This window comes from Candidatus Campbellbacteria bacterium, from assembly GCA_028817035.1.
In the GTDB taxonomy this organism is placed as follows: Bacteria; Patescibacteriota; Minisyncoccia; order Phycocordibacterales; family JABAAK01; genus JAPPQH01.
This window is the reverse complement of sequence record JAPPQH010000014.1, coordinates 1-20,806: the sequence shown is the minus strand read 5'-3', so window position 1 is coordinate 20,806 and position 20,806 is coordinate 1. Positions and strand designations below refer to the sequence as shown.

The following is a 20,806-nucleotide window of genomic DNA, read 5'->3' as shown; positions in this document are numbered from 1 at the left end:
GTTCTTCCATTTCTCTATTGCCCATATCTTTGACAATCGCGGCGATACCAGTGTTCAGAGAGTTTGAAAGTATTTTCTGTAGTGGAATATCTCTTCCTCTTGATTTCTTGTCAAAGTTATATATTGTATAGCCGTCAATACTCACCGAGCCCTCGTCATTGTATGTAAAGTCCTCTTTGATTTTTTTTGATTCAAGCGCACCCGCAACGGTGAGAGGTTTCATTATAGAACCCATCTCATAAATCTCTTGTGTGAAAGGGTTTCTGAACACTTCAAGGTTTTCATATTCAGAGTATTTATTTGGATCAAATGATGGAGTAGATGCCATGCTGATTATCCTTCCGTCTTTGGGGTCTATTATAAGACCGGCTGTCTTTTTTGAGTTGTGTTCTTTTTGGATAAATGCAATTTCTTTCTCAAGAGCTTTTTGCACCCAAGGGTCTATGTAAGTGAAAACATCCATAGGATACAATCTTGAATCTTCTTGTTTGTCTCCTATATTAAGAAGAACATGCGCGAAATCATTAACATTGTCTGTTTCACTCTCGCCATGTAGCTCATTTTCATAATAACGCTCCAGTCCTGCACGACCGTCAAATATATTTACATCATCATTGTGGCCCACGAAACCAAGTGCATGTGAGGCGAAGTCGCCCCACGGATAAACGCGCCATTTTCTCTTCTCAAAAAATACGCCTATAAGGTTTTTCTCTGCTATCTCATCAAACTGCTCTTTTTCCACCTTGTCAGCGACCACAATCCTCCTTCTTTCATTTTTTATGTGTGTCAAAAAAGTATCTTTGTCTAAATCTGTGTAATCCTTTAATTCTTCGTATATAAACTCTGGGTCTTTCACTTTGATGGAATCAACAGTTACTGTGTAGCCGTTATGCACTACGGCTGCAGTTGTTGGCTTGTTGTCTTTGTCTGAAAAAAATATGCTTCCCCTTGTTAAAAAATCAGTATCAGCAAATATGTAGTTATTGGCTATCCTTTCTTTATATTCTTCACCTTTTAAAACCTGAATAAAGAACAAATCAGCAATAGAAGCAAGTGATATTGTTGTAAAAATGCCTATTAATATGTTTATTCTTATATTTTTCATATAAAGAGCTTGCTTGTTCCTATTCTTGCAATGCCAACTCTTTCTCCTTTATTGAGACCACTATTGTGTCTTTTCCACCAGAATCGCTATATTCTCCGCCCTCAGCCCCTGTAAAATCCCTTATCAAAGAGGCATATTCTCTTTCAAGGTCATATTGGACCCTCTGCGCCTCTATTATTCTTATCTTTATGCCCTGTGTGTGAGCCACGAAATGCACTGGAGAAACCGAGGCAATTCCGTAAAATATGCCTACAGATATAAGCATCATTGCAGATAATGCAAAGGAATTACGGAAAAACATGTGTAGCATCTTGATCCTTATCCTTTTTGTCCTTATATACTGTGTCATATTACTTTTTGATTGCTATTCTTAATTTTGCACTCCTTGACCTCTTGTTTTCCTTCAGCTCATCTTGTGACGGAACAATTGGTTTTTTTGTTAATAGTGTTGCCTCTTTCAGTTTATTTTTTTCAGCGAAGAATTGTTTTACAAAACGATCTTCTATGCTGTGAAAACTTATTACGGCAAACATTCCTTCTTTCTCTAACTTCTCCCATATAAGTGGTAGTCCTTTGCGAAGCGTTCCTATTTCATCATTAGTTGCTATCCTAAGTGCTTGAAATGTTCTTGTCGCTTCGTGTATGTTTCCACTTCTTCTGCAGACTTTTGAGATTATATTAACAAGATCTTTTGTTGTTTCTATCTGTGCTTCTCTTCTGCTTTCAACTATCGCACTTGCTATCTTTCTTGATCTCCTTTCGTCTGCGTAGTGGTAGAGTATATCTGCGATGTTTTCTTCACTCCAAGTATTCACTATATCTTTTGCTGTGAAGATATGCTTGTCTGGATGTCCGTATGTCATTAACAGCGGTTCATCTTTTTGGAATGAAAATCCCTTTCCTGATTCAAGTTGTTTTGCGTTAAAGCCAAGGTCAAGCAATGCTTTGTTGATATTTGTTACACCTGCTTTTGAAAGAATAGAATCAATTTCTTTGTAACTGCTCTCAAAAAGATGTAATGTGGCTTTGCCTCTACCTCCTAAACGCTCTTTTGCTTCAATCAAGTTTATCGGATCAACATCTGTTCCGATATAAACTCCTTTCTGCCCTAACTGTTTGATTATGTGTAGTCCGTGACCACCCAACCCAACAGTGCCGTCAAATACAATATCGCTTTCTTTTATATCAAGTCTCTCAAGTATTTCTCTGTAAAGAACCGGATAATGTTTCGGAGTATCTTGCTCTCGTAACATAAATTATGTTTATAGGGCGCCTATCTCTCCAAGGTTATCAGTAAGTGCCTCGTCGTTTTCCATCTTTGTTTTGTATTCTTCCCATTTTTCTTCATTCCACAACTCAATACGACTTTGAACACCTGCGATTATAACCTCTTTGTTTTGTTTCAAATCTGCAAACTCAAGTAGAAATCTTGGAACAAGTATCCTACCCGCAGAGTCTATATCAACTTCTGTTGCACCTGAAATGAAAAACCTAAGAAACTTTCTTCTTTCTGGTCTGCTACCATCAAGCTTTGAAAGTCTATCAGTAATCTCCTTCCAACGAGAAAGGTTATATGCAAACACACAACGCTCAAGACCCCGAGTTAATACAATTGTATTACCGAGGTTCTTTCTAAATCTTGATGGAAGAGAAACTCTAAACTTCTCATCCATCTTGTGTTTGTATTCTCCTATTAACATATATATCCCACTATGCCCCACCTAGTTATTACTATATAACATTATTCCCCACTTTCCACAGAGTTTTCCACAATATAAAAACACCCCTATAAATAAAGGTGTTTTTTGAGACAAAATTTTAATAATTTTGTGATTTATTCTATTGAGAGAATCTTATAGTCTATTTTCCCACTTTTGGCTTCCACTGAAACAATATCGCCTGTTTTCTTGTCAATCAATAAAGTCCCCAATGGCGACTGGTAAGACAACTTGGATTCGGCTATATTTGATTCCTCTGGGCTTACTATCTTAAAAACCACTTCTTCATTTGATGGTGCTTTTTTGAGTTTTACAACACAACCCACGCCAACAATGTTTTTGTCACTTGATTCCACAACAACTGAATTCAAAAGTATATCTTCTATCTCTTTTATCTTTTGCTCCAGTTGTCCCTGCATCTCGCGACACGCATGATATTCCGCATTCTCAGAAAGGTCTCCGTGTGCTCTTGCTTGTTTCAACGCTTCCACAACTTCCTTACGCTTAACAGTAGTTAGCTCTTTTAACTCTTTCTTTAATTGCTCTTTATATTCTTTTGTTATTTCTCTTTTGTCATTTTCCATAATGACAGCATTATTACATATATTTAGCCTTATTGCAACAACTCCCTTTTGTTCTCCGCCATCCAGTCAAACATACCTCTTGCAACAAATACCCCACCGATTGTGTTTTCTACTGGTCCTCTTTCCATCACTACGGCAAATACATATTTTGGTTCTTCATAAGGAAAGAAACCTATAGCCCATGAATTCACTAAATCTTTTTTTACGCCTATTTCTGCTGTTCCTGTCTTTGCCGCGATATCAACATAAGGAACATTAAGCCCTTTTGCAGTCCCTGATAAAACTGCTTGTCTCATCCCTTCCCTTACCAAGTCAAAAGAATCATCATCTTTTAATTCTATTGCCCTTTCACTCACTTCATCTGGCTTTGTTATCGTGGGTGTAACCACACTTCCCTTTGCTATCCCTGAGATAGATCTAATCATTTGAAGAGGTGTCACTTCAAATCCATATTGTCCTACAACTGTATTATATGTATCACCAACCCTCCACGGATCATTAAACACTTCCTCTTTCCATTCTGGCGTGGGTATAACCCCATCTGGTTCATAAGCAAGACCTGTGTCCGTAGATGCGCCTATTTGAAACTTTCTCAGGTATTCTTCAATTTTCTTAATACCCAATCCTTTCTGTGTTTCAAAACCTCCACCTATTTGATAAAAGTAAATATTAGAAGACACTGCTAATGCTCTCACAAAATCAACAGGACCATGTGGTTTCCAATCATGGAACACACTTTTTAATTCTTTGTTATATGGGTTTTGTATTTCTATTGAACCGGTAACATTTATAATTTTATGTGGAGAGATTATGTCTTCCTCAAGAACACCAAAAGCAACGAATGGTTTTATCGTAGAACCAGGAGAATAAAGACCAGAAATTGCTCTATTAAAGAAAGGGGATTTATCATCCTTTAAGAATTTTTCTATTTCCTCCTCATTACCGCTTGCTATTTCTTCTTGGGCATATTCTGGGTAATTCACTAATGCAAGCAATTCCCCTGTTTCAAGGCTCATAAGTAACGCAGAACCACCTTGAAACCCTCTCTCTTCTGCGGTCATTTCCATTTTGTTATAAAGAAAATCGCTTATATCTGAATCAACAGAAAGCTCAATATCTTTTCCATTTACTGGGTTATCTAATATATGTTTTGATAATGTATCACCTTTTGCGTTTTTTTCAACAATTATTGAACCTGCCCGACCAGAAAGATGATCATTAAACAACTCCTCCACGCCATCAATACCCTCAATGCTTTCTCTGAAATAAAATCCCTTGTCATCCTTTTGAGGATAAGAAACAAAGCCAATCAAATGAGCCATACCATTTTTGTCCGTATATTTACGATAAGGAAAGTCTTCTTCCTCATTTTTACTGTTCCATCCGATTCTTTCGCCATTCCTGTCATATATTATCCCTCTTTTCTGAAATATAATTTCTTTGTTAAATGAGTTTTTTCTGCTTATATCAGCATATACCGAGCCATTAACTATCTGTAAAAAGAAAGTCCTTCCTATAAAAAGGAATAGCAAGAGAAATATCAGTAGACCTGTTATAACTATCGCCTTTTGTGGGACGATGCTTACTATATGTCCTTCATCCTCTTTATCAAGGAATTTAGGCAGATTTATCGCATCTTGTATTATTTCTTCTATTTCTATGTCGTTATTTTCCTTTTTCATTGATAATTTAATCGTATATCATTATTCGAGGTCTGACCAGATAATAGACAATATATAGAGTGAAACATATTATAGTTAGATAAAAATTCATATACCAAGCGACATCTGGCACAGAATTAAGAGAATCTACGATAATCGCCCATACAAGCGCCTCTTCACCTAAAGATAGGACTATAAAAACAATTAAAATTATAAAAGATACCCAATATGGCAAAAATATAAGCGATATTATGAGTGAAAGATGTAAAATAATGCCCTTCATAATTATTTTTCTATGAACAAAAGAGAAGTTTCAAATATATTAACTGCCGGCTGAACAAACACTTTTACCGATATATCTGCCTCATCCCTTTCAATTGATTGAACTTTTCCAAACACCCACACATCATCTTTGTGTATTTTCACAGAATCTCCTACTGAAACCTCTATATTGTGTGGAATTTCTATCAATACATCCCCACCTCTTCCAGCACCCTCAGTTATATGGCCATTTATTGAAAACAAAGCATCTACGATAGGGCTTGAAAAAGGAATCACCAAAGAAGTTGATTTATTCACACTTCTGACGATGCCATAAGGCAATCCGACCGTTGTGTGTGCGAATTTCCCTATTTCTATACCATCCTTACTACCTTTATTAATCAGCGCTGCAAAACTGCGGAATTGCAGAGGACCAGCAAGGATGTCAGCACGTATACTCTCATCCGAACCCACCTCTTTTATGTTTATCTTACCTATACCAGCAATAGCTTTTAGCAGCCTATTATCTTCCCTCAATCTTTGATTTTCCTCTATTAGATCTGCCTTACTATATGACACAATATCTTTTGCTATTAAAATATTATCTTCTGTATAATCGCCTGCCTTAAAAACTGACTCAAAAACAGTATGATTTATACCCCTCACAAAATTTGGAAACAACAAAGACAGCAAAAACAACAATAAAGCAAAAGAAAGAAGGGCTTTTCTTGTATTTGGACCACGGCGGCTGAATAAAGATTTATTATTCATCGTCATCATCAGGTATTAGTATGTTTTTATAACTATCAACATCATTTGCTATTATCCCCGCTCCATATGCAACAGACAGCAAAGGATCTTCTGGAACTTTTACTAATATACCTATTTCTTTACTTATCACTTCAGGAAGACCTTGAATTAACGCACCACCACCAACAAGATAAAGACCTCTTTTATATAAATCTGCTGATATCTCTGGCGGTGCCAACTCAAGTACTTCTTTTATACCCTCAATTATTTCTTCTGTAAGATGTGATATAGAGTGCTGAACATCTTGTCCTGTTACAGTTATCTCTTGTGGCAAACCGCTTACTATATTTCTTCCTCTTATCGCAAATCTTTTTCTGCTGTCTTCAAGAATAAAAGGGCTTGTGTGTTTTTTTAATTCTTCTGCAGACCTTAACCCTATCAAAAGCTTGAACACCTCTCTTATATGATTCACTATCGCATCATTCATTTTCTGCCCTGCAACACGAACATTTTTAGAAGCGACTATCCCCTCCATTGAAATCACCATTATGTCACTTGTTCCGCCACCAATATCAACTATCATCTCACCTCTTATCTCTCCTATAGGAACCCCAATACCAACAGCAGCGGCAAGCGGCTCAGGTATTATATGCACAACTCTTGCGCCGGCGTTTCTTGTCGCACTGCGAACTGCCCGTTGTTCAACATTTGTAATCTCTGAAGGAACACCTATAACTGCCCTTGGACCAAAGAATTTAGGGTATTTCTTTTGGACTAATCGCAACAGATACCTCATCAACTCTTCCGTCACTTCAAAATCTGACACCACACCATCCACAAGCGGATGTATTATGTTGATATGTTTTGGCGCTTTACCAAGCATTTCAAGAGCTTTATGCCCTATCGCAACTATCTTTCCCGTTTTCTGATTGACTGCTACCAATGACGGCTCGTTGTATATTATCCCCTTACCTTTTATATGAACAAGAGTATTAACCGTTCCTAAATCAATACCTATATCATTCGTTAAAGAATTTCTTACTTTGTCTATTATTTTTTTGAAAAAACTTTCCATATTAATTTATATATTATACAAACTCTGCATAAAACTCATCTTTTGATATATCTTTCTTCATATCATTTATGCGGTCGTGATACTCCACCTTCTTTTTCTTAATCGTCCTTGAAGAGACAATCGCACATTTTGGAATACCCAACAAATCAGAATCTTTTAGTTTTTCACCTGCACTAACCTGTCGGTCATCAAGCAAAACTTCAACCCCTCTATACTGCAACGAATCATACAGCTCTTTCGCTTCCATACTAACATTTTCATCCCCTTCGTCAAGCATAATTAAATGTATATCAAAAGGCGCTATCGTGGTAGGAAAAATCATTGAATTTTCATCACCATATAATTCTGCAACAACACCCATCAATCTTTCAACACCAATTCCATAAGAACCCATCACAACCTTCTGCTCCTTTCCGTTCTCATCTTTATAATTCAAATCCAAATCATCTGAAAAACGAGTCCCCAAACTAAATATATTACCAACCTCTATCGCCCTCTTTTCTACCAATTCCTCTCTCTTTATGCCCAAATCAGCACACACCTCATCACTCAAAACCTCTTTATTTACTGCTATATTCTTGTTTTCGTCTATATATATAGTATCCTCACCTGCATCCGTAACCGTCTGGAATTCATTGCTAAATTTTGCAAAAAGACCCCCAGAAGCAAAGGTATTGTATGTGGAACCACCAATGCCGACATTATCATATATCCTCTGGTAAGCATTTGCGACCTCATCATATATCTCATTATGCTCTTCTTGTGTTCTAGTAAAAGAATACAAGTCCTTCATAGTGAATTCTCTCCCTCTCAACAACCCACTTTTTGCCCTTTTTTCATTGCGAAACTTAGTCTGAATCTGATAAAAAAGGCGTGGAAAGTCTTTATGAGAACTTATATGATGTTTCATAAGGTTTGTGATAACTTCCTCGTGAGTCCATCCAAAACCAATGTCACCACCAGAATTAAGTTTTGATTTAAACCAAGTGTCTACTTTTTTATCATCCCATCTGTCCGTCTTTTTCCAAAGATCTTCGCGTTGTAGTGCAGTCATATGAAGCTCTATCCCTCCAAGCGCATCCATCTCATCCCGAATTATCTTTTCTATTTTTCTTGCAACACGCAGACCAAGTGGCAAAAGAACATAAGCACCCGCAAGTTCTTTATGGATATAACCTGCCCGTGAAAGCAATATCGCATTCTTTGAAACCTCGTCTTTTGGTGCTTCTCTTGTTGTCTTTATACCTAATAGGGACTGTAACATATATTAATAATATATGTGAGAAAAGCATTATAGTCAAATGGCTCGCCCTCTATTCATTATCGCTCGCTATCGCTCGGCATTTGACAAAAATATCTATATATTTTACTATTAATAATAGAAGGCGACTTGCTGTTGCCGAATGATCTTTTCAGAACAGGAGGAAGTGTTATGGAAGCAGTAGGCGTTGCCCCTCTGCCGTCAAGGACGGTAGAAATCAATGTGGAAGATATTCGCGAGCTTGCGAAAAGACAAATTATTTCAGCAAATGAACGAGTTGGCAGATTGCAGGATGACAACAAACCGATGGTTTATTGTCCGCTGAAAAAGCTGAAAAAAGTGAGAGAATCCTTAACGGAAGCACGGGCACTGCTGGAAGAAGCAAAAGAATCCTTAACGGAAGCATGGGCACTGCTGGAAGAAGGACAGATTCAAAAAGCAGTAACAGAAACTCTTTCTGCAACTTGTGAAATAGACAGAGCAGAGCGCGCAGGTTTAGGGCTTCTGTAAGCCAAATCGGGGCGGACTTTTTAAGTCCGCCCCTTCCCTTTTTACTATCGCTCGGCGGTTTCACCACCTCGCTGACGCAACTCGCAGGCTCGTTGCGGTCAAACCCATACTTTAACAATCTATCATTTGCGATTGGTCGCTTCACGCGACCCTTTTATCCCCCCTTGACAAAAATATCTACATATGCTATCATTAATAGTGGGATGGTCTTCAAAAGCCATCAATCACCTCGCAATTGGAGACAGTTGCGAACTGGTTTTTCAAAACAGGAGGAACCATTTATGCACATTGACCAGACCACCGAGATGGTCCAAGTTCCAAAGGAGAGAATTTACACTCTTACGAGGAACTCAATCAATTACTTGGAGCTTCGGGTAAACGCGGCCAACGTAAAGAAAGGCGGCTGGCGCTATTTTCGCTTCGTGGAAGCGAAGAAGGCAGTCAATCGGGCAAGGAATTTGCTGATTGAGGAAAAATTCGACGAAGCTTACTCTGAGGTCCAGGAAGGGATCATGAACATGATGGAAGTCGATAGGACCGAAGCGGCGTAGACCAAATCGGGGCGGACTTTTTAAGTCCGCCCCATCCTTTTTTCATCCAAATCAAAACAATCTATTTATATCTACAAAAGTAACCACAACGAGAAGCGCTATGAGCAAAAGAAATCCCACACCATTAAGCGCTCTTTCAGTTTTTATAGAAACAGGTCTTCCCATCACAACCCCAACTCCCAACAAAAGCAATCTTCCACCATCAAGAGCAGGTATCGGCAACAAATTCAAAACCCCTATACTCACCGACAATAGCCCTGTAAAAAATACCAACGGAATAAAGCCAAACGCTGCTGTCTGCGAAGTTATCTGTGCGATACCGACAGGTCCAGCAAGCTGACTTGTATCAAATGTTCTGACAAGATTAAAAAGCGCGATAAGAGTTTCTCTCACAATAAAAACCACAAGATTAAAACTTTCTCTTACAGCACTAAAAAAACCATACCTTTCATATATCACATCCCTTGTTTGTATTCCTATCGCATTCACAACAACACCGCCAACTTCCAACTCCTCGGCAGATAAAGACGAGTTATATTCTTTATTATCTCTTACATAAGTAATATTTACTTCCTCATCTGTTTTCAACGCTTCCGACACTTCCTCTCTATTTTTGGGCTCTACGACATTATTATTTACATCAATTTTTTTGATTATATCCCCTGCTTGAAAAAAAGAAGATGCAGGAGAATTTTCCAAAATTCCCACTATCATTACAGATATGTCTGAACTGCTATGTTGCCGTTCGTCATACGGCACATAATTTCCGACCATATAAACAATAGTAAAAAGTATCAAGCCCAAAACAAAATTAAACGCAACACCTGCACACAGTGTGGCTGCTTGTGAAAAATTGGATGCTTTTCTAAAAGATCTTGGTTTATCTGTGTTTTCATCCCCATCACCAAACAATTTCACAAAACCACCTATGGGAATCATCCCAAGTGAATACAAGGTTTCACCTTTCTTTACAGAGGTTATGCGTGGCGGAAAACCAACAGAAAACTCTTCTACCTTTATGCCTGCAGATTTTGCCGCTATAAAATGCCCAAATTCATGGACTACGATAACAACAAATAAAACTATTACAAAAATGACTATTCCAAGCATATTAAAATTCTATTGCAATTCTTTCTCTTTTTGTTCGGTTATGGCTTGTAATTTCTTGTGAGTTTCATCAACAAGTTTTTCCATTTCATTTTTATATCTAAATTTCTCATCCTCATTTATCTCTTTATCCTTTTGTTGTTTCTGTATCGTATTCCATATTTTATCCCTTATTTGTCTTATTGATATCCGTGCTTCCTCATGTTTTTCTTTCGCTTTTTTCAACAACAGCGCTTTATTCTCTGAAGTAATCTCGGGAAAAGACACTCTTACAAAAGCATCTGTCACAGAAACAGACAACCCTAAATCTGCTTTTGTTATTGCCTTCTCCACTTCGCCTATAACATTACTGTCCCATACATTTACTGAAATTGTGCGTGGGTCTTCTATTGATAATGTCGCGATGGTGTTTAGAGGAACAATTGAACCATAATTATTAACTTTTACCCCATCAAGAACGGACAAAGATGCCCTTCCCGTTCTCATCATAGAGAACTCGTTTGACAGCCATTTTTCTGTCTTTCCGATATGATCTTTAAACTCTGTAAAATCAAATGCCATTTTATATTTAACAAGAAGTTGCTATATGCCTTAATATCTGCTTTATAGACACAGCCGTATCTCTCAAATATTCCCGTGCAAGCATAATAGCAGAATAAGCCCTGACTTCCCTTGTGTCCGCCTTCCCTTCCATTATATGATTGTGACACTCATATTCAAGGGAATTCAGAAAATCAGAAACTATTTCTTTATTGTTCTCCAAAATAAGAGTGTCAATATAAGAAAAACGCTTTTCTAAAGACATAGACAAAAATTTCTTTCCTATAACCTCTTCCGACCTACCCATATAAACAAGAGTACATCTTGACTTCAAAGTGGGCAGAAGCTGTATGTCATTAGGGACACAAAAGAAAAAGTGTATGTTTTTTGACGATTCTTCAAAGGTCTTTAATAAAGCGTTTTGTGCCTGAACGGTAATTCCAAAACAAGAGATAATCAAAATCTTCGGTCTATCTTTTGACACAGAATGAAACGCCTCCCTATCAAGACTTTTTGCTTCTTCAACCAAAAAATTCTCATAATTCGCATCAATAATAAGTGCTTTTGGCAACTTACTCCCTATCTCTTCTTTTATCAATTTAGCGGTTTCAAGCGGTTTGTCATAAACAATATAAGAATGAGAAAGTGGCTTCTCAAATATTTCTGATACTTTGTTTTTTACACTACTGCTCATCCGACTCTTCGCTTGGCTGATTATCTGTTGGTAATGGAGATTCAATTCTACAATTTACTAATTCAACGGATTGTATAAGTAAATCCACAGTTATATTTTCTGGGTCTAATTCCAAAGTCTCTGCATAAAATGAAATATCTCTATCCTTCAAATTGGGCGATCGCTCACCATAACTCTCTATCAATTCATCAATAGTAATAGATTCTGTATAACCATTATATCCAGATGCAACAGCAAGTGCTCCTTTTGTTAGGACACTTGGACATACCAAACCACTTGTAAAATGCCATGTTGGATAACTTCTGACACCTGCCTCATCACATACTGGATACTGCCCCCTTCTGTTTGGGAGAGAACACTCAACATAAGGCAAAAGTTTTTGTCCTTTGTCATCAAACATATTTTTTTGGCTTTCACATGCTGGGCACCAAAACGCTCCGTAAAATATAGAGCCAGTTTCATCAAGATGAAACGCCAGCTTCTCATCCTCCGTGGCAGTGGCTGGATCATAATTTTGTTTCGCCCTTGATTGTTTATCACTGCCACTGCCACCATCACTGGATCCAGCGAAATAAAAAATAACCCCCAAAATTACTATCATTCCTATAATTGAAAAATAAAAACTTTTCATATTAATTTATATATTATCATATTATTATTTAATCATCTATTCAATACCAACGCATGCTTGTAAGTGTCTAAATATTTCAACACTGTTCCAGTCCCACAAGCAACGCAATATTGAGACCGTTCAGCGAGAGTGGCAAAAACACCAGTCCTTTCCTCCACCAACTGCTGAAAATTGCGCAATTGCGAGGTGCCACCTGTCATTATTATCCCATTTTCCATTATATCTTCCGCCAATTCTGGTCTAAGGTCGTTGAAAACAGATTTTATCGCATTTATCATCTCATTCAACTCTTTCCCTATCGCCCTTACTATCTCATTCGTCCTCACCTCTTTTACCCTTGGAAGACCCGTCATAACATCTCGCCCTGTAACCTTCATTGAAAGTTCATCTTTCATAGGGATAGCAGAACCAACTTTTATTTTTATCGCCTCTGCAGTTTTATACCCTATCGCTAAGTTAAGGTTTTTCCTCATATAATCCATTATCGCTTGGTCTATCCTATTGCCCGCACACTTAACAGAAGTGCATTTAACTATGCCACCAAGTGAAATTATAGCGACATCAATAGTTCCGCCACCTGCATCTACAATCATATGACCTTGAGATTCATGAACCTTAACGCCAGCACCTATTGCCGCCAAAATCGGCTCTTTTGAAACATACACATCTTTCGCGCCCGCCCGTTTCGCAGCCTCAACAACTGCTCTTCTCTCCGTGGATGTTACACCTGCAGGAACAGACACGACAACCTGCGGCTTGAAAGGATTGTATTTTCCTATTGCTTTTCTTATAAAATACCGCAACATCACTTCTGTTACCTTGTAATCAGCGATAACACCATCCTTCATAGGTCTATGAACCTCAATGCTCTCAGGCGTCCTTCCCAACATCTGCTTTGCCTCATCACCAACCGCACAAATCTTGCCAGTATCTTTTGATACAGCGATTATTGACGGCTCGTTTATTATCACGCCCTTTTGTGGAACATAAACCAACACATAAGTCGTTCCCAAATCAATTCCTATGCCTGAACTAAATAATTTCATATTATTACTACTCTCTTATTATATCTAAACCAATTCCCCTCAATTTTTTCTCAAGATCCTCATACCCCCTATTAACATGCTTCAAATCTCTTATCACCGTTTCCCCCTCAGCGATAGCCGCTGCGGTTATCAAAGCAAAACCAGCCCTCAAATCCGGCACCTTTGTAATAACCGAACCATTAAGTTTCGTAGGCCCATCAATCTCTATCTCTCTCCTGTTTATCATATTAAACCTCACGCCAAACTTTTTCAAATAATCAAGATAGCGAAACCTGTCTTCAAATATTGATTCAAATATAAAACTCCTTCCTTTTAATTGGCTCGCATATACCGCTATTATGGATTGCAAATCAGTCGGAAAACCAGGATACTCGTGTGTCTGTATATTTATCGGATAGGACGCTGGCAAGACCTTCTTCCTATCTTCCTTTTTTATGATGAAAGAATTTTTTGTCACCTCAAAATTGTTTGCCCCCGAACGCCTCAAAGTATCAATCAAACTCTCAAGATGTTCAGGGTTGCAGTTAGTTATTTCAAGATTCTCAGCAGCAAGAATACCCAACATCAAAAAACTACCCGCCTCTACCCTATCAGCAGGAAGTGTATAACTCTTACCAGACGCCTTCAACAACGAACCACCCTCTATCGTTATCGTTGGCGTTCCCGCACCAGTAATAACAGCGCCACATTTATTTAGAAACTCAACCAGATGAGAAACCTCTGGCTCAATAGCACAATTCTTTAAAACCGTCGTCCCTTTCGCCAGTAAAGCAGTAAAAATAAGCGTCTCCGTTGCCGTAACACTCATATGTCGCATAAAAATCTCTGTCCCAACCAAACCACCCTTGGGCGCCGTGACGACATATTCAATACCACCATTTTCTTTTATAGTTATATCAGCACCAAAAGATTTAAAACCATCTATGAAAAAATCAATAGGTCTTTTACCTATCGGACAACCCATCGGACTTGAGAAAACCACCCTTCCAGTTCGCGCAAGCAATGGACCAGTCAATATTATAGAACCACGCAACGCACACATTGCACTTGGATCAATCACACTTTTAGGCATCTTTCCGCCAAAAGAAACAGAAGCACCATCATTTGTTTTCTTTATATCAGCACCAAGCGATGAAAGTATCTCCATAAACACCTGTATATCATCTATAAACGGAATACTGTTATAACTTATTTCATCATCAAAAAGAATAGAAGCCGCGAGCGCTGGAAGTGCAGCATTCTTTGCTCCAGATATAGAAACAGAGCCATTAAGATATTTCTCACCCACCCTACCCTTTACAACAAAAGATGTTTTCTGTTTTGAAGTTATAGCTGACATACAAATAATTATTCCCATATTCTACCATTTTTGATATGAAAATAAAAGCACTACCAAATTAGCCCATATTTTGATACCATATTTATTGACCCAATTTATTGACCCAAAAATGCCAAAAGAATTCAAGCACATATCATCCCTTCTGCCGACAGCGATGAATCGGAAAAGAAGCGATGACAAAAAAGCAGCGACATCCTCGCGAGCCGCGCTGGTCCAAGAGATATGCGATGACATGCTCTCCCAGAATGACTTTGAAAAAGTTCTATACCAAACAGGAAAATTTACAGTTGATGAGATAAGAGAAATATATCACACCTCAAAAAACTGGAAAAAAAATCCGCCTGCCCTATTTTGGAAGTTGATAAGAGAAAAACGGGAAGAAATTAAAAATCAATTAAAAGATGACTCGTAATTGATTTATTCTTCTTCAAGAGAATCGCCACTACCATTGTTTATAGAAACATAATTCTCAGTCAAATAAGTTATTATATCCATCGACTCATACATTGACTTTCCAAGCTCATCATCTATAAGAAACGGTACTTGTTGCTTTCCACCCTTCTCAAGAAGCATAGACCTATTATCATCATCGCTAATCTCACGCTCCTCAAAGGCAAGATCATTATTCCCCATAAACTCCTTAACCTTCTCACAGAAAGGGCATCCGTTTTTTGTGTATAAAATAAACATACAGATAATAAAATACCATAAAATAACAATATAACCATTAAAGATAAAAATACATTGTTGAAAATTAGGAGGAAATAAAGACACTCCACTTTTGGCAGATTTAATGGTAATATATTAGATATTCCGCGGTAGCTCAGTTGGTAGAGCACCCGGCTGTTAACCGGGCGGTCACAGGTTCGAGCCCTGTCCGCGGAGCCAAATAAAATAGACGACATACGCCATCTATTTTGGTTTATTTTGTATTTTTTTCATCTTTCTATGGTCAAATTCTTCAACCTCACCTGTACCGTCTACAAAAAACAAATACAGGTTTAATTTATCACAAACATCATAAGGTAGTTTTTTAAATACTTGTTTTTTGAAGCTCTGAGGAAAGCCTATGCCATACTTATAACCATATTTATAACTTCTTTTTCTATTGGTATGCATCCTGGTAATGATCTGACCCAATGCTGAATTGAAACTACTGCTTCTAATACCAGTAGGCGATTTTACTTCTTTAGATGGATCACCTTTAACTTCAATCAACCAATATCTTGAAAATTTATTGTTCTTTACTTTAATATCTACACCTTTTTCTTTAAGGGTTTTATACTTCAAATTGCTACTCCAACCATTTTTTTTCAAATAAGAAACTATTTTTTTCTGAACAAATGGTTCTCTCAATATTTTATATTCCATACTAATAATTATACACTGCGGTGTTTCATAATTCTTTACATGGCAATACATAGGTGCTATCATATAAAACCCTTGTGTGTTTTACAATTCTTTAATATTCTTAACCTCTTTTATATTCCTCCAAAAACTTGCCAAACACTCTCTCAAAAGCAGTTGTGCGGTCAATTAACCAATCAAAAGACGCTTCCATTTCTTTCTCATTATCTATATCAAAGCCCATTTTTCGTTGCAATATATTTGACCCTATTTTATCATCATCACCAGACCATTCAAGAGTTGATCCTATTTCATTTTCAATCTCATTCTTTTTCCCTTCTAAATATCGGAATAAATCTTTATTACTTCTTATGTAAATTTCACATACAAGCATATTTTTTTGAGTATTTATTGTAATTCTAATGCGTGCATCTGAACTGCCGATTGTGATATTATACCAATTCCCTGCATAAGGTGTTTGACTGAATAAAGTAAGGTTTTTTTCTTCCGCATAATTTTTTAATTTAGTCCAATAGTTTAATTGTTTTAATTTTGTTTCCCCAAGTTCATCATTACTGCCTCTCTTAATTGTTTTTGCCCATTCATTTGGTCCACCAATTATTTGAAATTTTGGTGCAAATTTAGAATTATCAATCTGCCATACTTCAACCTTGACTGGAAAAAAGTAAACATTTTCATCGGTGTTATTATTTAACCAATCAATTGCCTCCCTATGTTCTTCTCTAATATTCTTAAATAGCCAAATTATTATTGGCGCACCATATCCAGCTGCATAAGTGATTATCTTCCCCAAATGGTCGTGGTTAGTGGTTTCTAATTGATTTTCAATAATTATTTTTCTTCCAGTACCCTCTTCTTCTGCAAGAATATCAACGCTAAACTTACCGACACTGGCTTCCCTTTTTATAAGTGAAATGCTAATACCGAGTTCATTGCTAAGAAGATCAAGACCGCCCTGCTCTGCTAACCATACTGAAAAGTCAGCCGCCTCATTGGGCCAAACTTCTCGCAAGTCTATCTTTTTGAGTTTACCGAATTTTTTAGACATGCAGTAAGCATACCCCACAATTCTTTACATTGCAAACCCCACTCCCCCCTACCTTATCGGATAATCGCCTGTAAAATAATGGTCTGTCATTTGCGGATTTTTGTCATCTCGCGACTCAAATCCTGCGGCTCTATAAATACCGTCAATAGATAAATAGGTTAAAGTATCTGCATTTATTTCTTTTTTTATTTCATCTAAGGTCTTTAAATTCGCGATAAGTTCAGATTCAGATGGTATATCAATTCCATATATATCTTTATGTTTCAACATAGGCGAGCCAATTTTCACATTTATTGACTTTACATCCGTTTTTCTTATCAACGCGATTAACTTTTTTATTGTCGTCCCACGCACAAGAGAATCATCAATCAAAATTATATCCTTACCTTTCAAAAGATCTATATTTGGATTGTGTTTGAATAAAATCGCCTTTTGCCTCAGAGTTTGCTTCGGCTGAATAAAAGACCTAACAGCGTAATGGCTTCTTATGATCCCGTACTCAAAAGGAATTCCAGATTCTTCTGAATAGCCAATCGCCATCGGCAGACCCGAGTCAGGGATTGGTATAACCATATCTGCTTTCATTGGTGATTCTTTTGCTAATTGCCTACCTATTTCCTTTCTGCGCTCATATATTGTCTTCCCCAAGAATAGACTATCAGGGCGAGCAAAATAAATTAATTCAAAAATACACGGTCTCACCCTCTGTTTCTCTGCAAACCTCAAAGATTCCATTTTATCACCTTTTATTTTTAACAACTCACCAGGTTCTACCTCCCTTACACATTCAAAATCTATCGCATTAAAAACACAACTCTCAGAAGCAACGGCAAAACTTCCATTTTTTTTACCCAACACAAGAGGGCGAATACCTATCTCATCCCTTGCGGCATACAAAGTCCCATCTTCCAACAAAATAACAATCGCAAAGCCACCCTTTACCTTCTTCAACACATTAAAAATTGCCTTTGTTATGTCGCTCTCATCCTCTTTCGCCAACAACTGCAATATTATCTCCGTATCAGAATCTGTTTTGAATTTTGCACCTTGATTTACCAACTCTTTTTTCAACTTTTCATAATCCAACAACTGACCGTTATGCGCTATAGCAACTTTCATATCAGAGAAATTTGGAAGCGTCATCTCTATCGGCTGTGCATCAAGTAATGGAGATTTTGATTGTGTTGTTGAATACCTCGTATGACCGATTGCAGAATCTCCTTCCAAACCTTTTACTGAATCGGCCTCACTAAAATTCACCTTGACCAGCCCCTCTTTCAATCTTGTCGTCATGGTGTTGTTGTTCACAACAGAAACACCCACAGACTCCTGCCCTCTATGTTGAACAATATGCAAAGCAATTACAGTTGTTTCAATTGCATTTGGTAGACTGGACACTCCAAAAACTCCACACTTTTCACCCAACATAAAATTTGCTTTTAATATATCTGAAAACACTCTCACTCGGATTCAAACTGTTCATAACAAAACCAGTATATCAGTTTTTTCAATATCACAAACCCCTACACGATGCCGACAAGCCACTGCCACCACCGCCTAATCCACCATTTTATTTAAATATCGCGTCCATTCCTTTTAATTTGTCACCATATCCCTCATCCCTCAATTTTTCAGCAATTGAAGGGTCTAATGACCCCTTAGGAAACTGACCCAAGTGTGTTGCCAAATCTCCGATATTTAATTCCATCAAAGCTCGGGCAATTTTATTGAAATCAACACCATCAAGAGCATTAACTACCATTAGTACGTCATCGCTTTCGCCTTTTGCCTCTATAAGAAATAATGCAGCCTCTTCTCGTTTAGATAGGGGAGCTTCTGGATTATTCAATATTTCTCTTGCCTCTTTTCTTGACATACCTGTTGGAGTTTCTGTTTCACCTTCGGAATTCTCTTCTTCAAGCAATCCTTCTGCACCTTCTCCAAGTTCTTGTATAGTTCTTTCTGCTGCCTCTATTTCCGCCAAATCTGCTGCGGTAATTTCTCCAGAGCTTGTAAGAGTATCCAAATTGATGGGTTCCAATTCGTCACCACCCTCTTTTTTGTTTTCGCCTTTGTCTGGCTTTCTAAATTTTTCAATCATATATTTAACATTATAATCCTTTCATCTGGTCTATAAGCATAAAACAAGTTTTTTATGTGGAAATAAAATTCAATCTTATTCTTTCAGCAACGCAATAATCTCCCTTCTATTACCCTTAAACAAATACGGCACTTGCTTGACTAAACCACTATGCCCCAAAGAAATAAGATCTTTGGCAATTGAGTTATCTAAAGATTTATTGGGAAATCTGCTGATAGCAAATTTCAGCGCCATAACTTTATCATTTTTGATAAAAGAATCAGCCAATTTGGAATGGTCAATATCTTCAAAATTATGAAGTTGCATCAAGACAAGCAAGCCATCTCCCCTCTCCACAAGCGCCTCTGCAATCTGCTGGTGAGAAAGAGAACGAAACTCTTCCAGATTCGCCATCACCTTATGGATTGGCATAGAATTTAACACTTTCAACTCAGGATTTTCTACCTCTGCCGACCGCAATAAATTATGTCTTGAATGAACTCCTCTATCCAATAGTTCTGATTTTCTATTTGGATACTGTCCATCATAACGAGGTGGAGGTGGATTATAATGCCTGCCCGAATGTCTTTTGGGTTTTTTAAATATTTTGTTACCTATCCCTTTAATACCCCACATCTTGTCTCTTCTTCGCCCTGCATACCGTGTCTTTTTCATAAATTGTTCTCCCATCAAACGATCATTTTCATTATCACCATTTCCTTCCCCTGCCTTAAAAACATTTTCATCCAAATTTATTTCAATTTTTTCGTCTGATTCATCTACACCATTATCCAATCCACTCTCCACACCTCTAAGTTCTTCGCGAAACCTTCTAATTTCTGCATCTGAAAATTGAGGCACATTATTCTCGTTTTGCCCTGAAGCTGGACTCTCAATATTTAAACTCATAATTAAATTTTACACACTAAACACAACAAATAAATCTATATCAAGCCGCCTTGTGTGGATAAAAACAAACAAATTTGCATCTGCTTCCTTATGCCGCCTTTTTATTTTTATATAAATCTGCCTTGCTTTTGTTATACCTATTTCTTTCAACTTCCAACTGCCTCTCAATATTACTTAAACTAACTTTGTGAATTATAGACAACGAAGGCGCACGATACCACCCACCCTCATTACGATGACTTTCTTCTGCACGAACAAGGTAAATATACTTCTCTCTGCCCTTACCATCTCTATATAAATTTCTATATGTCATACTGTAATATGCCATAGACAAATCACCATCCCGATGATCCTCTTCTGTTCCATCAACATTCCATTCGCCATTATCTTTTGGTCTTATATCACTTGAACTGGTGTGATACCCCACAGTCCATTTGTTTTCTATTGCAACATCCCTCAATATATCAAGAAAACCCTTAACATCTCCCGTCTCTTTAAGCATCCTTATCTGCCTTGAGAAAAACATATTTTCATCCCTATTTTTTCTCAACTCCCTCGGCAAAGACAA

26 protein-coding genes and 1 tRNA gene are annotated in these 20,806 nt (G+C 37.5%); 4 read left to right on the top strand and 23 right to left on the bottom strand.

Annotated features, from left to right (window positions below):
• The 10 genes from OXU73_02215 to OXU73_02170 all read right to left on the bottom strand — a co-directional run.
• Positions 1–1,105 (bottom strand): penicillin-binding transpeptidase domain-containing protein (locus tag OXU73_02215; GenBank protein MDD9868120.1); only part of this gene is annotated, 1,105 nt, incomplete at its 3' end.
• A gap of 19 nt (positions 1,106–1,124) precedes the next feature.
• Positions 1,125–1,454 (bottom strand): hypothetical protein, encoded by a 330-nt coding sequence (locus OXU73_02210; protein MDD9868119.1) that lies wholly within the window; start codon positions 1,452–1,454, stop codon positions 1,125–1,127.
• A 1-nt stretch (position 1,455) separates the two neighbouring features.
• Positions 1,456–2,358 carry a 16S rRNA (cytosine(1402)-N(4))-methyltransferase RsmH gene (rsmH, locus tag OXU73_02205; protein ID MDD9868118.1) on the bottom strand — a complete coding sequence of 301 codons (903 nt, stop codon included), beginning with the start codon at positions 2,356–2,358 and terminating at the stop codon, positions 1,456–1,458.
• 9 nt (positions 2,359–2,367) lie between these two features.
• Positions 2,368–2,805, bottom strand: coding sequence for a division/cell wall cluster transcriptional repressor MraZ (gene mraZ, locus OXU73_02200; protein ID MDD9868117.1), 438 nt, complete (start codon positions 2,803–2,805; stop codon positions 2,368–2,370).
• Positions 2,806–2,939: 134 nt separating this feature from the next.
• Entirely contained in the window at positions 2,940–3,407 is a 468-nt protein-coding gene (greA, locus tag OXU73_02195) for a transcription elongation factor GreA (GenBank protein MDD9868116.1), read from the bottom strand.
• A 29-nt stretch (positions 3,408–3,436) separates the two neighbouring features.
• Positions 3,437–5,089: a penicillin-binding transpeptidase domain-containing protein gene (locus tag OXU73_02190; protein ID MDD9868115.1), complete on the bottom strand. Its 1,653-nt coding sequence runs from the start codon at positions 5,087–5,089 to the stop codon at positions 3,437–3,439.
• 7 nt (positions 5,090–5,096) lie between these two features.
• A complete protein-coding gene (locus tag OXU73_02185) occupies positions 5,097–5,351 on the bottom strand; it encodes a hypothetical protein (protein ID MDD9868114.1) in 255 nt (84 codons plus the stop codon).
• Positions 5,352–5,353: 2 nt separating this feature from the next.
• Positions 5,354–6,100 (bottom strand): hypothetical protein, encoded by a 747-nt coding sequence (locus OXU73_02180; protein ID MDD9868113.1) that lies wholly within the window; start codon positions 6,098–6,100, stop codon positions 5,354–5,356.
• Complete coding sequence (locus OXU73_02175) at positions 6,093–7,154, bottom strand: rod shape-determining protein (protein MDD9868112.1); 1,062 nt, start codon at positions 7,152–7,154, stop codon at positions 6,093–6,095. Before OXU73_02175 ends, OXU73_02180 begins: the two co-directional genes overlap by 8 nt.
• 13 nt (positions 7,155–7,167) lie before the next feature.
• A complete protein-coding gene (locus tag OXU73_02170; GenBank protein ID MDD9868111.1) occupies positions 7,168–8,418 on the bottom strand; it encodes a His/Gly/Thr/Pro-type tRNA ligase C-terminal domain-containing protein in 1,251 nt (416 codons plus the stop codon).
• A gap of 132 nt (positions 8,419–8,550) precedes the next feature.
• Here OXU73_02170 and OXU73_02165 point away from each other — a divergent pair, with 132 nt between their 5' ends.
• Positions 8,551–8,925 (top strand): hypothetical protein, encoded by a 375-nt coding sequence (locus OXU73_02165; GenBank protein ID MDD9868110.1) that lies wholly within the window; start codon positions 8,551–8,553, stop codon positions 8,923–8,925.
• Positions 8,926–9,206: 281 nt separating this feature from the next.
• Entirely contained in the window at positions 9,207–9,476 is a 270-nt protein-coding gene (locus OXU73_02160) for a hypothetical protein (GenBank protein ID MDD9868109.1), read from the top strand.
• Positions 9,477–9,527: 51 nt separating this feature from the next.
• Here OXU73_02160 and OXU73_02155 read toward each other — a convergent pair whose 3' ends face one another.
• The 6 genes from OXU73_02155 to murA are packed head-to-tail and all read right to left on the bottom strand — an operon-like array spanning position 9,528 to position 14,833.
• A complete protein-coding gene (locus tag OXU73_02155; GenBank protein MDD9868108.1) occupies positions 9,528–10,586 on the bottom strand; it encodes a M50 family metallopeptidase in 1,059 nt (352 codons plus the stop codon).
• 9 nt (positions 10,587–10,595) lie between these two features.
• Complete coding sequence (frr, locus tag OXU73_02150) at positions 10,596–11,144, bottom strand: ribosome recycling factor (GenBank protein ID MDD9868107.1); 549 nt, start codon at positions 11,142–11,144, stop codon at positions 10,596–10,598.
• 7 nt (positions 11,145–11,151) lie between these two features.
• Entirely contained in the window at positions 11,152–11,817 is a 666-nt protein-coding gene (locus OXU73_02145; protein MDD9868106.1) for a hypothetical protein, read from the bottom strand.
• Entirely contained in the window at positions 11,807–12,448 is a 642-nt protein-coding gene (locus OXU73_02140) for a hypothetical protein (protein ID MDD9868105.1), read from the bottom strand. The genes OXU73_02145 and OXU73_02140 overlap by 11 nt, the downstream gene beginning before the upstream one ends.
• Positions 12,449–12,480: 32 nt before the next feature.
• Positions 12,481–13,494 carry a rod shape-determining protein gene (locus OXU73_02135; protein ID MDD9868104.1) on the bottom strand — a complete coding sequence of 338 codons (1,014 nt, stop codon included), beginning with the start codon at positions 13,492–13,494 and terminating at the stop codon, positions 12,481–12,483.
• Between the two features lie 7 nt (positions 13,495–13,501).
• Positions 13,502–14,833, bottom strand: coding sequence for a UDP-N-acetylglucosamine 1-carboxyvinyltransferase (gene murA, locus OXU73_02130; protein ID MDD9868103.1), 1,332 nt, complete (start codon positions 14,831–14,833; stop codon positions 13,502–13,504).
• A 109-nt stretch (positions 14,834–14,942) separates the two neighbouring features.
• Here murA and OXU73_02125 point away from each other — a divergent pair, with 109 nt between their 5' ends.
• Positions 14,943–15,245 carry a hypothetical protein gene (locus OXU73_02125; GenBank protein ID MDD9868102.1) on the top strand — a complete coding sequence of 101 codons (303 nt, stop codon included), beginning with the start codon at positions 14,943–14,945 and terminating at the stop codon, positions 15,243–15,245.
• 5 nt (positions 15,246–15,250) lie between these two features.
• On the opposite strand, the gene OXU73_02120 is transcribed toward OXU73_02125, so the two are convergent.
• Positions 15,251–15,523, bottom strand: coding sequence for a glutathione S-transferase N-terminal domain-containing protein (locus OXU73_02120; GenBank protein ID MDD9868101.1), 273 nt, complete (start codon positions 15,521–15,523; stop codon positions 15,251–15,253).
• A 122-nt stretch (positions 15,524–15,645) separates the two neighbouring features.
• Between OXU73_02120 and OXU73_02115 the strand changes: the two genes are divergently transcribed.
• Positions 15,646–15,721: transfer RNA gene (locus OXU73_02115), tRNA-Asn, on the top strand.
• A 24-nt stretch (positions 15,722–15,745) separates the two neighbouring features.
• On the opposite strand, the gene OXU73_02110 is transcribed toward OXU73_02115, so the two are convergent.
• The 6 genes from OXU73_02110 to OXU73_02085 form a co-directional block, all read right to left on the bottom strand.
• Positions 15,746–16,204, bottom strand: coding sequence for a hypothetical protein (locus tag OXU73_02110; protein MDD9868100.1), 459 nt, complete (start codon positions 16,202–16,204; stop codon positions 15,746–15,748).
• Between the two features lie 100 nt (positions 16,205–16,304).
• Positions 16,305–17,249, bottom strand: a complete 945-nt coding sequence (locus OXU73_02105) for a DUF4268 domain-containing protein (protein ID MDD9868099.1) — start codon at positions 17,247–17,249, stop codon at positions 16,305–16,307.
• 48 nt (positions 17,250–17,297) lie between these two features.
• Positions 17,298–18,677, bottom strand: coding sequence for an amidophosphoribosyltransferase (gene purF, locus OXU73_02100; GenBank protein MDD9868098.1), 1,380 nt, complete (start codon positions 18,675–18,677; stop codon positions 17,298–17,300).
• Between the two features lie 142 nt (positions 18,678–18,819).
• Complete coding sequence (locus OXU73_02095) at positions 18,820–19,350, bottom strand: hypothetical protein (GenBank protein ID MDD9868097.1); 531 nt, start codon at positions 19,348–19,350, stop codon at positions 18,820–18,822.
• Between the two features lie 75 nt (positions 19,351–19,425).
• Positions 19,426–20,238 carry a hypothetical protein gene (locus tag OXU73_02090; protein ID MDD9868096.1) on the bottom strand — a complete coding sequence of 271 codons (813 nt, stop codon included), beginning with the start codon at positions 20,236–20,238 and terminating at the stop codon, positions 19,426–19,428.
• An 88-nt stretch (positions 20,239–20,326) separates the two neighbouring features.
• On the bottom strand, positions 20,327–20,806 hold a 480-nt coding region (locus tag OXU73_02085), incomplete at its 5' end, for a hypothetical protein (protein ID MDD9868095.1).

Bases quoted from the DNA above. Each gene is read 5' to 3' on its own strand.
- OXU73_02105 (MDD9868099.1), bottom strand. From the start codon at position 17,249: ATGTCTAAAAAATTCGGTAAACTCAAAAAGATAGACTTGCGAGAAGTT.
- OXU73_02175 (MDD9868112.1), bottom strand. From the start codon at position 7,154: ATGGAAAGTTTTTTCAAAAAAATAATAGACAAAGTAAGAAATTCTTTA.
- OXU73_02120 (MDD9868101.1), bottom strand. From the start codon at position 15,523: ATGTTTATTTTATACACAAAAAACGGATGCCCTTTCTGTGAGAAGGTT.
- OXU73_02140 (MDD9868105.1), bottom strand. From the start codon at position 12,448: ATGAAAAGTTTTTATTTTTCAATTATAGGAATGATAGTAATTTTGGGG.
- OXU73_02110 (MDD9868100.1), bottom strand. From the start codon at position 16,204: ATGGAATATAAAATATTGAGAGAACCATTTGTTCAGAAAAAAATAGTT.
- OXU73_02160 (MDD9868109.1), top strand. From the start codon at position 9,207: ATGCACATTGACCAGACCACCGAGATGGTCCAAGTTCCAAAGGAGAGA.
- OXU73_02155 (MDD9868108.1), bottom strand. From the start codon at position 10,586: ATGCTTGGAATAGTCATTTTTGTAATAGTTTTATTTGTTGTTATCGTA.
- OXU73_02090 (MDD9868096.1), bottom strand. From the start codon at position 20,238: ATGAGTTTAAATATTGAGAGTCCAGCTTCAGGGCAAAACGAGAATAAT.
- OXU73_02185 (MDD9868114.1), bottom strand. From the start codon at position 5,351: ATGAAGGGCATTATTTTACATCTTTCACTCATAATATCGCTTATATTT.
- OXU73_02095 (MDD9868097.1), bottom strand. From the start codon at position 19,350: ATGATTGAAAAATTTAGAAAGCCAGACAAAGGCGAAAACAAAAAAGAG.
- OXU73_02180 (MDD9868113.1), bottom strand. From the start codon at position 6,100: ATGAATAATAAATCTTTATTCAGCCGCCGTGGTCCAAATACAAGAAAA.
- frr (MDD9868107.1), bottom strand. From the start codon at position 11,144: ATGGCATTTGATTTTACAGAGTTTAAAGATCATATCGGAAAGACAGAA.
- mraZ (MDD9868117.1), bottom strand. From the start codon at position 2,805: ATGTTAATAGGAGAATACAAACACAAGATGGATGAGAAGTTTAGAGTT.
- OXU73_02135 (MDD9868104.1), bottom strand. From the start codon at position 13,494: ATGAAATTATTTAGTTCAGGCATAGGAATTGATTTGGGAACGACTTAT.
- greA (MDD9868116.1), bottom strand. From the start codon at position 3,407: ATGGAAAATGACAAAAGAGAAATAACAAAAGAATATAAAGAGCAATTA.
- OXU73_02170 (MDD9868111.1), bottom strand. From the start codon at position 8,418: ATGTTACAGTCCCTATTAGGTATAAAGACAACAAGAGAAGCACCAAAA.
- murA (MDD9868103.1), bottom strand. From the start codon at position 14,833: ATGTCAGCTATAACTTCAAAACAGAAAACATCTTTTGTTGTAAAGGGT.
- OXU73_02190 (MDD9868115.1), bottom strand. From the start codon at position 5,089: ATGAAAAAGGAAAATAACGACATAGAAATAGAAGAAATAATACAAGAT.
- OXU73_02145 (MDD9868106.1), bottom strand. From the start codon at position 11,817: ATGAGCAGTAGTGTAAAAAACAAAGTATCAGAAATATTTGAGAAGCCA.
- purF (MDD9868098.1), bottom strand. From the start codon at position 18,677: ATGTTGGGTGAAAAGTGTGGAGTTTTTGGAGTGTCCAGTCTACCAAAT.
- rsmH (MDD9868118.1), bottom strand. From the start codon at position 2,358: ATGTTACGAGAGCAAGATACTCCGAAACATTATCCGGTTCTTTACAGA.
- OXU73_02210 (MDD9868119.1), bottom strand. From the start codon at position 1,454: ATGACACAGTATATAAGGACAAAAAGGATAAGGATCAAGATGCTACAC.
- OXU73_02125 (MDD9868102.1), top strand. From the start codon at position 14,943: ATGCCAAAAGAATTCAAGCACATATCATCCCTTCTGCCGACAGCGATG.